The following is an 11,612-nucleotide window of genomic DNA, read 5'->3' on the forward strand; positions in this document are numbered from 1 at the left end:
CGTTTTCAAAGCTTTCGATAACATATAGGTTATGAGATGACGCCAAACCGTCTACGTCAGTTTTTGGCATTGATCGAGCACGCACACTTTGGCCGGGCCGCGAAGGCACTGGGTGTTTCCCAGCCGGCGCTGAGTAAAAGCATCCAGTTGCTGGAGCGCGAACTCGGGGTCACGCTGTTCGATCGACGCATCGACGGCGTTGTACTGACTGCATTTGGTCATTTGCTCAGGGAGAAAAGTCAGCGCCTGTTGGTGGCAGAACAGGATCTGCGGCGTGACATTGCCTTGCTCGCGGGCGGGGATATCGGTGCACTGAAAGTCGCTCTAGGCCCTTACCCCAGCATCATCAGCGGCTATGCCAGCATCGCGCGGATGCATGCCCGGCATCCGCAAATCAGGGTGACGGCACATGTGGCCGGGTGGCGGGAAGTTGCTCATCAGGTCACAACCGGCGTGGTGGATCTGGGCATCGCTGAAATCAGCACCTTACAAGGCCGGGAAGAACTCACTTGCGAGCTGTTGGGGGAGCATGAAGGCCGCCTGTTCTGCCGCCCGGACCATCCGCTGCTTGCGCAAAACCGGTCCCTCACCCTGGCACAAACACTCGATTACCCCTGGGTGGCTTCGCGCATCCCCTTGCGGTTGGCGACCCACTTGCTTCCGGCAACGCTGGGCTGCGCCGGTGCCTATGATGCGCTGACCGGAGACTTCGTACCGGCCATCGAAATTGATGTCCCCATGCAAATCGTGAAATTCGTCGAGAACAGCAATGCTTTGGCGCTGGGGAACCTGTCAACGTTCGAGCGCGAATTGTCGGCGGGTGAAATCGTGCCGTTACCCGTTCAGGACCTCGCCCTGCGTACCCGCTATGGCTTCATTTATCTCAAGGAGCGTTCGCTGCCGCCTGCGGTAGAGGTGTTCATGAAAGAAGTGAAAGCCGTGGAGGCCGACGTTTGCCAGCGTGAAAGTCTGTTGGTCAAGATCATGGGGGCGTAAAGCCAGAACGTGCGAAGGCCGCGACTCAGAGCTGCCGCTTGAGTGCGGCGGACGCTGCCATCGATTCTTCCATTTTTTGCCTGGGCGATGACTATCAGGTACGAAGTTTCTCAACGCGAATTTATTGAGAACAGCACATTTATTTATGAGCTATACCCTGTATTCCCCCATGCACTTCTTCCACTTTTGGAGGTTGTTTATGAATACCCGCATCGTCCCGTTCGCGCTACTCATGGCAAGTCTGTTCGGTTGCAGTACCGCTTCAAACCATTCAATGAATCTGCCTCTGGCTGCCACCCACCGCAATGCGGGCCAGACGGGCAACGCCACACTGACAGCCGAAGGCAACCAGACCAATTTTGATTTCTATATCACTGGCGTTCCGACCGGTACCCTCCTCCCCCCGCGCATTTACACCTTCATCAATAAAGGCAGCTGTCAGCAACCCGGACCTGTCGCCTATGCAATGAACGATAAGGTCAATACAAAAAATGAAGCCGGGTCCAATGGCTGGAGTTTTTACCGTAATGCACCTATCGCAACCTCAGAGTTGCTTTCCGGAAAGTATTCCATCGTCGTACGGACATCACCCGAAGATGGCAGCGTCGATATCTTCTGCGGCGATGTCGCGCAGGCAAAGCGATGAAATGATGTGATCCATGGAGGGGCGGCTTTGCGGCCGACACCTTGTAAATGCGCGTCTATACTCACCATCCGGTTAGTGGTAGGGCTGAACACTGGGTATGCATATGACTGGGGCCAAACGCCATTGCGGTCAAAGCTCAACATATTTAAGGACGCCGCACCCGTGACGGATGACCGTCAGTATTAAGGATGGGGCAGTTGCAGTTTTTGAGCCTTGAGAGATGAGAGCACGACGTATCCGAGACGGGTAGTTATGTGAATCAACTGGACGAGGATCAAGTTCATGAAACTGAGAAAACTTGTACTGACGGGATTGGCGTTGAGCAGTCTGGCAATTGGCGCCAGCATGTCGACAGTGACTCAAGCGGCCAATCAGAAACCCAACATCGTGTTCATCATGGCCGATGACATCGGCTGGATGCAGCCGAGCATCTATCACCAGGGCCTGGCGGTGGGTGAAACGCCGAATATCGATCGCATCGCCCAGGAAGGTGCGAAATTCATGACCTACTACGCCGAGCAGAGTTGTACGGCGGGGCGCAATGCTTTTTTTACCGGGATGCACCCGCTGCGAACCGGCATGATCCCACCGCAATTGCCCGGCAGCCCGTCATGGCTGCGCCCTGGCACCCCTGCACTGTCAAAGTTTTTGCTGGATCTGGGCTATACCACCGGTGAGTTCGGCAAGAACCACCTGGGCGACAACTTTGAGGCGCTGCCGACATCCCACGGTTTCCAGGAATTCTGGGGTTACCTCTATCACCTCGATGCGATGCAGGGCGTGAGTTTTGTCGATATCAACAAGACGCCGCAGGTGCAGGGCATCGCCCCACCCTGCAAGGCCACACCGATCAACGGGCTGCCGGACGTGCCTGGCGCCATCGATCCGCGTGAAGGTACCTGCCTGACGCCACCTCGTCCGGTCATGTCCTGCGTCTCCAGCGACGGTACGCAGAAGAACACCACGTGCAAGGACGAAGGCCCGCTGACGCTGGAGCGTTCGAAGTCCGTGGATGAAGAAATCTCCGCCAAGGTCATCGACTTCCTCGACCGCAACGATCCGAAGAAGACTAACAAACCTTTCTTCGTCTGGTACAACCCGGCACGCATGCACATCACCACGGTACTGCCACCCAAGTATGACGCCATGGTCGGTGAGCCCGGCGGAAAAGACTGGGGCACCAACGAAGCAGGCATGAAACAACTGGATGACAACATTGGTTATGTCCTGAAAAAACTCCAGGACATGGGCCAACTGGACAACACCATTGTCGTCTTCACCACCGACAACGGCGCGGAAACCATCACCTTCCCCGACGGCGGCACGACCCCGTTCAAGGGCGGCAAGCTGACCACCTGGGAAGGTGGCATGCGCGCTCCGCTGGTCATCCGCTGGCCTGGGGTGATCAAGCCAGGCACGGTCCTGACCGACATCTTTGCCTCGCTCGACTGGGTGCCGACACTGGTCAGTATCGCTGGCGGCAAGAAGGGTAATGAGCTCAATGAGCAGATCATGGCGGGCAATTATCCCGGCATCGTCAAGACCAAGCTCGATGGTGTGGATCAGACCGATTACCTGACCGGCAAGTCCGACAAGTCGGCGCGCGACACCTTCTTCTACTACACCGGCTCGCAACCTTCGGCAGTGCGCTACAAGAACTGGAAGATGTACTACACCATGGTGCCGGATACCGCGACGGGCGGGTTGTATGGCGCTACCACTTTCCACTGGACCCAACTGCTCAACCTCAAGCGCGACCCTTTTGAAACAACGGTCGGTGCCGACGCGAAGTCCATCACGGGCTATGGCGGTGCCTTGGGCTCACCGGGTAACGCCTATATCTACAACTGGAACATGCTGCCGATCGGACAGTTGCTCTGGGAGAAGGAGCTGATGTCGTACAGGGACTTCCCGCCCATGCAGGCGCCTGAAACCTACAACCTGGACGGCATCCTCAAAGCCATGAAGCAGAGCGGTCATAACGGACACGATTGACGCCGTGACTGATCAGCCGCGCGGGCGCCCCAAACAGGCGCCCGTTTTTTTTGCATGAAAGCTTTGCAGTTCTACTTCGCTACACCGTTGAGTAACACCCCATACGACTGAAGGAACTCCACCGTCCCGTGAAAGATCAGCCCCACGCCCATCGCCGAAACGAAGAAACCGACGATGCGGGTCGCGGCATCGATGCCTTGCGGGCCAATCTTCTTGAGGATGTTGTTGGCGTAGGCCAAAGAGAGGTAAGTGACCAGCATGGTGGCGCAGATCGCCAGCGCCACGACGGCGAAGGACAATATGGCACGGTCGGAGTCCTTGATCGTGCTGGTCAGGCCAATCACCGTGGCGATGGCGCCGGGGCCGAACATGATCGGCATGGCCATGGGTATGAAGGATATGTCCTCGTCGCCTTTGCCACCGCTTGGAATCAGGCTGCTGTTGGGCGAGGGAGCAAAAAGCTCGAACCCGATCCGCATCAGGATCACCCCGCCGACCACCCGAATCATACTCAGCGGAACTTCAAACAAACGCAGCAGCAGGTTGCCGAAAATCAAAAAGAAAAACATCAACAGCAGCGCATAAAGACAGGCCTTGCGCGCCACCCGGCGCTGTTCGGCAGCGTCCCTGTCTTGCACCAGCCCGAGGAAAACCGGAATGGCCTCAAGTGGATTGATGATCGCCAGGAGGGTTGTGAACATGCCGAAGAACAGGGTGACGTATGAGTTCATGAATGATCTGCCCAGGCGTGTGGTGTAGGAATTACCTTAGCTGATCAGGGACAATTCAACTCAAGTCAGCGCCATTGTCCGATTTCTGCCTTTCGCCACCTGCCCTGAAACCGACACTGGATGCCGGCAACATTGACCAGGTGATCTACGACATGTGGCTGAGTGCCGCTCAAGTCGCGGGTGACGCGCACAGTCGCCCTGATGAGGAGTATTCCGGACACCAGCGTCCGAAGTGTTCGGATCACCAGCGCATTTTTCCCGACTGCATCCCTTCCTACACTCGGTGACTGGGCTTTTTATCCCGCCGGACAATCAACCCTGGCCGGTCCGGCCGCCGCCCGGCACCGCAACCTTTCCCTTCAAGCCAGGTTCAGGAGCTTCCATGACCATGTCATCCAAAATTCGAGTCGGTCTCATTGGCGTCGGCAATTGGGCCGAGTACGGTCACTTGCCTGCCCTCCAGTTGCTTCCCGACTATGAGCTGACGGCAGTCCACAGTCGCAATCCGAGTAAAGCCGCCGAGTTGGCAGATCGCCACGGCATCCGCTTTGCACTCGATACCGTGGATGCACTGGTCAACCATCCGGAGGTGGATCTGGTGATCGTGCTTAACACGGCACCACAGCACGAGGCCACCGTACGGGCAGCCATCGCAGCAGGCAAAGATGTGTACTGCGAATGGCCGCTGACTCCCAGCAAGGCCGTGTCGCAGGAACTGATGGCGCTTGCCGAGAAGGCTGGCGTTCGGCACATCGTCGGATTGCAGCGACGACTGAATCCGGACTATCGCTACGTACGCGACCTGTTAAAGGATGGCTACATTGGGGAACTTCGTTCAGTACGGCTGCATGTCAGTGTCGAATACTTCCAGCGCGAACGCTTGGCCGCCCTGCACTTCACTATCCCGCCGGAGAACTTCTCCAGCCTGCTTTCCATTTATGGCGGTCACTATTTCGATGCGGTGTTCAGCATGTTGGGCCATCCGGAGTGCATCAGCGCACTGACCGTCAACCAGTTCCCGGAAGTGACGCTGATCGAGACAGGTGAAGTACTGAAACACACAACGGCCGACCAGATTCTGGTCAACGGTACCTTCTCCAACGGAGCTGTGCTGACGGTCCATATCGAAGCAGGGAAACGCAACAACTATGGCATGCAGCTGGACCTGACCGGTACCCAAGGCGATCTCAAGATCTGGAACACCACCAGTTTTGGCGACCACTTCAATACCCTTGAAGCGGCCCGGGGCGACTCGCAACCCATGCACACGCTCACTGTGCCGTCGAGCTACAACTGGCTGCCGGAAAATGACCTGGGCGGCAGCCAGCAGGAACTGGCCAATTTATATGCCGCCTACGCCAGGGATGTACGTGAGGGTACCCACGTTGCACCCACCATGGCGGATGCGCTGCGCATGCACGAATTGATCGATGCCATCGAAATCTCCAACCGTGACGGCGTGCGCCTGAAGCTGCGGGCGTAAGCGATCAGATGCGCAAGTGCGCACTCATGTAGTCAATGAAAACGCGCAACTTGGGTGACGCATAACGGCTGGCTGGCCACAGCATCCAGAAGACGACCTGGCGGTCAATGTAATCGTCCAGCACAGTGGCCAGCTGGCCGCTTTCCAGCGCTTCGCGCACCAGGAAAGCAGGCAGAAAAGCAATCCCCCTGCCCCGGATCGCGGCGTAGGCAAGAGGCTCGATCGTGTTCGACGTCATCGTGGCGGGCAGCACCAGTTCAGCCTCGGAGGCTTCGAGCCGCAGCGGCCAACGCTCCAGCTTTCCGGTTGCGGGGAACTTGTGTTGCAGGCAGGAGTGGCGTTCCAGTTCACGCGGATACGTGGGTACGCCATGCCGCTTCAGATACGTCGGCGACGCCACCAGCACATGTGCGCAGGAACCCAGGCGGCGCGCAGTCAAGCGTGAATCGGTTTGCTCGCCGGTGCGAATCACCGCATCGAACCCCTCCTCGATCACATCGACCATGCGGTCGCAAAAATCGATATCCAGTTCGACTTCCGGATACTGCTCCATGAACCCGTCAAAGGCCGGCATCATCAGGTCGCCGAGTAGAGGCGTGCCCACCCGAAGCCGTCCACGTGGACTGCCAGCCAGGCCTGACAGCTCGGACTCGGCAGCGCTGACCTCGCTGAGGATGCGCCGGCAGCGCTCAAGGAACAGGGTCCCCTCGGCTGTCAGCGTGATGCTGCGTGTGCTGCGATGAAACAGCCGCACATGCAAGCGCTCCTCCATCCGGGCAATGGTTTTGCCCACGGTCGAGGACGACACCCCCAACTGCCGGGCGGACTCGGTAAAGCTGCGCGTTTCGGCAACCTGCACGAACATCGAGATGCCATTCAGACTTTCCATCACTTTTCCTGCCTGCTCCGGTAGAACCCCACCAACAGGGCGGGATTACGGAAAAAACATCCGAAATGTTCGGCATCGGGGGATATTTTTCTCCGCGAATTTTACGCCTACATTGCGCCCATCCCACCAATGATAGGTATCGATGTCATGTCCAAACTGCATACGAGTATCCAGATAGGCCCATACCAGATTTCCCATCGCGTCGTTCTGGCGCCACTGACCCGCATGCGTGCCGAGCCGGGCGACATCCCTGGCCCGCTGATGGCCGAGTACTACGCCCAACGTACCACCGCCGGTGGCCTGCTGATCGGCGAAGCCACTATCGCCGCCGCCAATGGTAATGGCTACCTTGGTGCTCCCGGTTTGTATGACGATAGCCAAATCGCCGGCTGGAAGCTCGTGACTGACGCCGTTCATGCCAAGGGCGGCAAAATTTTTCTGCAGCTCTATCATGCGGGGCGCCAGTCCAATAGCCTCTTGCAGCCGGACGGCGGCCAGCCAGTGGCCCCTTCCGTCGTGGACCACGGCGGCCTCGCCTTCACCGAGACTGGCTGGACCCCCGCCAGCCCGGCGCGCGAATTGACCATCGAGGGAATCCGTGGGCTGGTGGACAGCTTCCGCGCCGCGGCCGAACGCGGTATCGCTGCCGGATTCGACGGCGTGGAGATTCACTCGGCCAACGGCTACCTGTTCGATCAATTCCTCCAGGACGGCAGCAACAAACGTACGGATATCTACGGTGGCTCGTTCGAGAACCGCAGCCGGTTCCTGCTGGAAGCGGTAGAGGCGGTGATCTCCGTCTGGGGCAGTAATCGGGTGGCGGTGCGTCTGGGGCCGAGCGGCAATTTCGGCGATATGTCCGACAGCGACCCCATTGGCCTGTTCACCTACGTCGCGCGCGAACTGAACAAGCTGGACCTCGCCTATCTGCACCTGATCGAGCCACGCATCCTGGGTCTCGTCGAAGATGAGCGCCGGGACCAGAATCCGGTGGCGTCCCAACTCATCCGCCAGCACTACAAGGGTACCCTTATCGCGGCAGGCGGTTTCTCCGGCGAATCGGCCAACGCGATCCTCGACGCCGGCGATGCAGACCTGGTCGCGTTCGGTCGCCACTTCATCGCCAACCCTGACTTGCCAGAGCGCCTGCGCAACGGCTGGCCGCTGAACCCGTACGACCGCGAGTCGTTCTTCGGCGGCACGGAAGTGGGTTACACGGACTATCCTTTCCACACTGAAGTTGCGTGATAATTTTCGCCACCGGTAACTGGGGTCACAGTGCCCCAGCTACCTCCCCGAAAAAATCAATCACCCAAGCAGCGATGCGCCAGCTTACTGCCCCGTTTCAGCGTAGCTTCTTCCAGCGGACTCAAGGTGCATGCTGGCTGATGGAAGGTGCTAACGCATGAAGGACCTTTTCTCCTATAGGCTTTTCACAAGGGTGGCGCGACTGGGCAGCTTTTCGGCCGCGGCACGCGAAGTGGGTCTTTCTCAATCCCAGGTCTCCAGGATTGTGGCCGAGCTCGAAGCCGATCTTGGCACCCTGCTGCTGGCGAGATCGACACGTGCCGTCGTACCGACTGAGGCAGGGGCGGATTTTCTCTCGCGCATGGAACTCATCCTCGTCGCGGTGGAAGAAGCAGAGCAAAGCGTTCGCGGCGGCCAGGAGCTGCGTGGCGTCGTGCGGATCAGCATGCCAACGAGCATCGGCGTACGGGAAATCATTCCGCGTATAGCGCCGTTCGCAGCGATACACCCCAACCTTCATATCCAGGTCCTGCTCGCCGATCATTGGCAGGATCTGGTGCGCGAAAATATCGATGTAGCCATAAGGTTGGGACGGCTGATTGATTCCAGTGCAACGAGCCGTCAGATCATGACGATCTCCAGATTTATCCTCGCCTCGCCCTCCTACTTGCGCGCTGCTGGGGAGCCGACTACGCCTGAGGACCTGCAATCCCATCGAATCATCGCCGGTCCAGCCTCGACGGTTCCGAGCGGATGGATGTTCAAACGCGACGGCGAGACCAGGACGATTCAACTCCAAGCGCACTTCTCGACCGATGAAAACGAAGGTGCTGTCGCGGCGGCAACTGCTGGCTTAGGGATTACATCGACAACGGCCTGGGCCTGTCGGCGGGAGCTTGAAAGCGGTGAACTGGTCACCCTGCTCACCGATTGGGAGACCGAATCCGTACCGGTTCATGCCTACTTCCCCCACGGCTCGCGTACCCGCAGAGCCGGCCGCGCCCTGATCGAACATCTTGTCGCCAACCTGCTTGAAGATGTCGGCGGTGCTTATGCATCCGACGCATAGAAGATAGCCAGCCACAGCGTCTACTCCGATCCCGCCGAAGCTGCCAGTTTAGCGCCATACCCCGCGACGCAGCGGTCGAGCTGATCGGCCTGGCAGCGTGGCGGACGCCCTGACTTTATCGTTCAAGGAAATCCCTCATGCGCATGACTGGCAATACGATCTTCATCACTGGCGGCGGCTCCGGCATCGGTCAAGGCCTGGCCGAAGCCTTCCACAAGCTTGGCAATAAAGTGATCATCTCCGGACGGCGCAAGGAGCGATTGCAGCAGACGCTCGACGCCAACCCCGGCATGGCAGCCATCGAGCTCGACATCAACGACACGGCCAGCATCCAGACAGCAGCGCAGCACCTCACTGCCAATTACCCTGAGCTCAACGTGCTGATCAACAATGCCGGCATCATGCTGCTCGATCATGCAGAAGGTCCGGTGGACGATAAGCTTGCGCTCTTGACCGTCACCACAAACCTGCTGGGTCCGATCCGCATGACCTCGGCGCTGATCGAGCATCTGAAGGCCAAACCGGATGCGGTCATCGTCAACGTTTCCTCGGTGCTCGGCTTCGTGCCAATGGCCGTGACGGCGGTCTATTCGGCAACCAAGGCAGCGTTGCACTCCTACACCTTGTCACAGCGCTACCTGCTGCGCGAACACGGCGTCCAACTGATCGAGATCGCACCACCGTGGGTTCGCACCGAGTTGCTCAACAGCAGCGAGGAGGAGCGCGCCATTCCCCTGGACCAGTTCATTACAGAAGCGATGAAACAGTTCGAAAGCGGTGCGGACGAAATCCTCGTCGCTCCGGCCGATGCCATGCGCGCCAATCCTGGCCCGAACGAGCATGCCTGGGTCAACGGCTTCAACGACATGATCGCAAACGGACCGGCTTTCGGTTGAGACCACAAGGCAATATTGGGCGGCCCTGCAGCCGCCGACCTTTAACATTGCAAGCAGGATCAGACCATGACTTCACGTACCCCCGCCGAGAACAGGGCCATCGTTCTCGAAGGCTTCGCAACCCTGTTCAATCGCAAGGATCTGGCAGCAGCCGAACGCTTCTGGTCATCCTCCTATATCCAGCACAGTGCCCATGTACCTCCGGGTCGCGAGGGTCTGTTCGAGCTGGTCGCCGCAGGACCGCCCGATATGCGTTATGAATGTCAGCTGGCAGTCGCTGAAGGCGACTTCGTCATGTTGCACGGTCGCTTCACCGGACTCGGTCAACCGGCGAACTGGGTCGTTGTCGATATCCTGCGCCTCGAGGACGGGGTGATGGTCGAACACTGGGATGTGATCCAGGACGAGGCGACTCGCGAAGGTTCCGCCGGCGGGCACCCCATGTTTGGAGATCGATTCCCCGGCTAACGCGCCTTACCATCTCGCCCGGCAGTCGTTGCCGGGCGGACGATCATCGCACCTGTTGCCGGGTGGACAATTGCCGGGGCAGGAACACCTCGGCCAGCATGCAGCGCGCGCTGCCGCCACCGATGCGCTCGATGGTGTCGATGTTCACCGGCAACGGCGTGGTGTGAGTTTCGATCAAGCGACGCTGATCGGCGCCCAGTGATTGCCAGGCGGTGCGCGACATCACCAGCAGCGGCTCGCCCGCGGCGCTGTGCACCTCCAGCATGTTGCCGGCGAAAGATTCCAATTGCGCCCAATCCAGAGCGATCACCTGCTTGCCGCTGTCTTCCAGGCGCGTACGCAATGCCTGGCGTTCGCTGGGATCAGCAACCGATGACAGGCACACCACGGCCAGGCGCGTGCCCACGCTCATCATCACATTGGTGTGATAAATTGCCACGCCTTGACGGTCCACCGCGTTGAACGCGCACAGTTCGTAGCCCAATTGGGTGACCAACTGATCCAGTGCCCGGGCGTGGGTGCGTGTGGAATACCCTGCGTAGCAGATCCGCTGTTGCCGATCCAGGACCATGCTGCCGGTGCCTTCCAGGAAAACCTCCTGCTCTTCAAGGCTGGACAGATCCAGCACCTGTTCGACCCGGTATTCGCCCAGCAACCCGTCGAGTACACCCTTGTCCCGCTCCAGACGCCGATTGTGGCCCTGCATCGGATACAGCACCAGGGTGCCATCCGGGTGGCTGCTCCACCAGTTGTTGGGGAAGATCGAATCCGGGGTATGCGGCGCTTCGCGATCGTTATGCACCAGGACTTCGACGCCGTGCCGACGCAACACGTCGACATAGCCATCGAACTCGGCAAGCGCTTTGAGTTGTACGTCTTCAGCGACTGTTGCCGGACGCTGGAAGCGGTTGTTCGCCGCCGTGTCCTGATTGAAGGAGAAACGTGTCGGACGAATCATTAAAACCGTATTGGTGGTTTGCATGGGCACAGACTCAATGAGGGGCGAGAGAGGCTCATTGTCTGTTTCAAAGAGGGAAAAACCCGGTTGATAACGGCTTTTTCGGTGATCAAAACGGCTGAAGATACTGACCCCTTCAGCCGATTCGGTGAACAACACAAATCAAATGTGGGAGCGGGCTTGCTCGCGAAGGCGTTGTGTCATCCAACATCAATGTCGACTGACACACCGCC

Annotated in this window: 11 protein-coding genes; 8 read left to right on the forward strand and 3 right to left on the reverse strand. The window is 58.8% G+C overall.

The genetic code is table 11. From position 1 onward, the window contains the following. Positions 1-36 precede the first annotated feature (36 nt). The 3 genes from AC07W4_RS18640 to AC07W4_RS18650 all read left to right on the forward strand — a co-directional run bounded on the left by AC07W4_RS18640 (position 37) and on the right by AC07W4_RS18650 (position 3,637). Positions 37-996 carry a LysR family transcriptional regulator gene (locus tag AC07W4_RS18640; protein WP_495033474.1) on the forward strand — a complete coding sequence of 320 codons (960 nt, stop codon included), beginning with the start codon at positions 37-39 and terminating at the stop codon, positions 994-996. Positions 997-1,195: 199 nt separating this feature from the next. Beyond that, positions 1,196-1,642, forward strand: coding sequence for a hypothetical protein (locus AC07W4_RS18645; protein WP_495033475.1), 447 nt, complete (start codon positions 1,196-1,198; stop codon positions 1,640-1,642). Positions 1,643-1,924: 282 nt separating this feature from the next. Then, positions 1,925-3,637 carry an arylsulfatase gene (locus tag AC07W4_RS18650; RefSeq protein WP_495033476.1) on the forward strand — a complete coding sequence of 571 codons (1,713 nt, stop codon included), beginning with the start codon at positions 1,925-1,927 and terminating at the stop codon, positions 3,635-3,637. Positions 3,638-3,708: 71 nt separating this feature from the next. Here the strand turns inward: AC07W4_RS18650 and AC07W4_RS18655 are convergent, their stop codons facing one another. Continuing rightward, positions 3,709-4,368 (reverse strand): MarC family protein, encoded by a 660-nt coding sequence (locus AC07W4_RS18655; RefSeq protein WP_495033477.1) that lies wholly within the window; start codon positions 4,366-4,368, stop codon positions 3,709-3,711. 382 nt (positions 4,369-4,750) lie between these two features. On the opposite strand from AC07W4_RS18655, the gene AC07W4_RS18660 reads away from it, so the two are divergent. Further along, positions 4,751-5,851: a Gfo/Idh/MocA family protein gene (locus AC07W4_RS18660; RefSeq protein ID WP_495033478.1), complete on the forward strand. Its 1,101-nt coding sequence runs from the start codon at positions 4,751-4,753 to the stop codon at positions 5,849-5,851. A 4-nt stretch (positions 5,852-5,855) separates the two neighbouring features. Here AC07W4_RS18660 and AC07W4_RS18665 read toward each other — a convergent pair whose 3' ends face one another. Next, positions 5,856-6,740, reverse strand: coding sequence for a LysR family transcriptional regulator (locus AC07W4_RS18665; RefSeq protein ID WP_495033479.1), 885 nt, complete (start codon positions 6,738-6,740; stop codon positions 5,856-5,858). A gap of 147 nt (positions 6,741-6,887) precedes the next feature. On the opposite strand from AC07W4_RS18665, the gene AC07W4_RS18670 reads away from it, so the two are divergent. The 4 genes from AC07W4_RS18670 (at position 6,888) to AC07W4_RS18685 (ending at position 10,421) form a co-directional block, all read left to right on the forward strand. Then, positions 6,888-7,988 (forward strand): alkene reductase, encoded by a 1,101-nt coding sequence (locus AC07W4_RS18670; RefSeq protein ID WP_495033480.1) that lies wholly within the window; start codon positions 6,888-6,890, stop codon positions 7,986-7,988. 157 nt (positions 7,989-8,145) lie between these two features. Further along, complete coding sequence (locus tag AC07W4_RS18675; protein ID WP_495033481.1) at positions 8,146-9,057, forward strand: LysR family transcriptional regulator; 912 nt, start codon at positions 8,146-8,148, stop codon at positions 9,055-9,057. Positions 9,058-9,194: 137 nt separating this feature from the next. Then, positions 9,195-9,953 (forward strand): SDR family oxidoreductase, encoded by a 759-nt coding sequence (locus tag AC07W4_RS18680; protein ID WP_495033482.1) that lies wholly within the window; start codon positions 9,195-9,197, stop codon positions 9,951-9,953. 66 nt (positions 9,954-10,019) lie between these two features. After that, positions 10,020-10,421 (forward strand): nuclear transport factor 2 family protein, encoded by a 402-nt coding sequence (locus AC07W4_RS18685; protein WP_495033483.1) that lies wholly within the window; start codon positions 10,020-10,022, stop codon positions 10,419-10,421. Positions 10,422-10,464: 43 nt separating this feature from the next. On the opposite strand, the gene ctlX is transcribed toward AC07W4_RS18685, so the two are convergent. After that, positions 10,465-11,403 carry a citrulline utilization hydrolase CtlX gene (gene ctlX, locus AC07W4_RS18690; protein WP_495033484.1) on the reverse strand — a complete coding sequence of 313 codons (939 nt, stop codon included), beginning with the start codon at positions 11,401-11,403 and terminating at the stop codon, positions 10,465-10,467. Positions 11,404-11,612: the final 209 nt, after the last annotated feature.

This window comes from Pseudomonas sp. GW821-FHT02A08, from assembly GCF_059422045.1.

What these genes read in the sequence shown, in the direction of transcription:
- AC07W4_RS18660 (WP_495033478.1), top strand. Translation starts at nt 4,751, where the DNA reads ATGACCATGTCATCCAAAATTCGAGTCGGTCTCATTGGCGTCGGCAAT.
- AC07W4_RS18650 (WP_495033476.1), top strand. Translation starts at nt 1,925, where the DNA reads ATGAAACTGAGAAAACTTGTACTGACGGGATTGGCGTTGAGCAGTCTG.
- AC07W4_RS18665 (WP_495033479.1), bottom strand. Translation starts at nt 6,740, where the DNA reads ATGGAAAGTCTGAATGGCATCTCGATGTTCGTGCAGGTTGCCGAAACG.
- AC07W4_RS18680 (WP_495033482.1), top strand. Translation starts at nt 9,195, where the DNA reads ATGCGCATGACTGGCAATACGATCTTCATCACTGGCGGCGGCTCCGGC.
- ctlX (WP_495033484.1), bottom strand. Translation starts at nt 11,403, where the DNA reads ATGCAAACCACCAATACGGTTTTAATGATTCGTCCGACACGTTTCTCC.
- AC07W4_RS18670 (WP_495033480.1), top strand. Translation starts at nt 6,888, where the DNA reads ATGTCCAAACTGCATACGAGTATCCAGATAGGCCCATACCAGATTTCC.
- AC07W4_RS18640 (WP_495033474.1), top strand. Translation starts at nt 37, where the DNA reads ATGACGCCAAACCGTCTACGTCAGTTTTTGGCATTGATCGAGCACGCA.
- AC07W4_RS18645 (WP_495033475.1), top strand. Translation starts at nt 1,196, where the DNA reads ATGAATACCCGCATCGTCCCGTTCGCGCTACTCATGGCAAGTCTGTTC.
- AC07W4_RS18655 (WP_495033477.1), bottom strand. Translation starts at nt 4,368, where the DNA reads ATGAACTCATACGTCACCCTGTTCTTCGGCATGTTCACAACCCTCCTG.
- AC07W4_RS18685 (WP_495033483.1), top strand. Translation starts at nt 10,020, where the DNA reads ATGACTTCACGTACCCCCGCCGAGAACAGGGCCATCGTTCTCGAAGGC.
- AC07W4_RS18675 (WP_495033481.1), top strand. Translation starts at nt 8,146, where the DNA reads ATGAAGGACCTTTTCTCCTATAGGCTTTTCACAAGGGTGGCGCGACTG.